1 protein-coding gene is annotated in these 269 nt (G+C 75.5%); it reads right to left on the bottom strand.

Going from position 1 to position 269, the window contains the following annotated elements:
* Positions 1-269, bottom strand: a 269-nt coding sequence (locus ACZ3HH_RS30165; protein ID WP_465810258.1) for a hypothetical protein, incomplete at both ends; no start/stop codon positions are given.

Here is a 269-nt window from a genome sequence, read left to right as displayed (position 1 = left end):
CGACACGAGTCCGTCGGTGAACGCGGCCCAGATCCCAGGGCAGCGTTCGCGAAGAACGGCCGCGTGCGCGGCGCGCGTGCGCACCGTCTGCTCTGCGAGGCGCAGGCGAACCGCGATCTCGGCGACGGCGGCGCGCTCGGCCATGTCGAGCCGATCCCGTCGCACCGCGGGGACCGTGCGCCCGCGCGGATCGTTCCACCGTCCGTCGAGCGTCGGATCGGGACCGACCCACGGGGCGGGGTCGTCGGCCGCGTCCTGCAGCACGCGGA

It is taken from the genome of Pseudomonas sp. PME37.24/025 (assembly GCF_055556615.1).
Note: the sequence above shows the minus strand (reverse complement) of the source record. Positions and strands in the feature narration are given on the sequence as shown.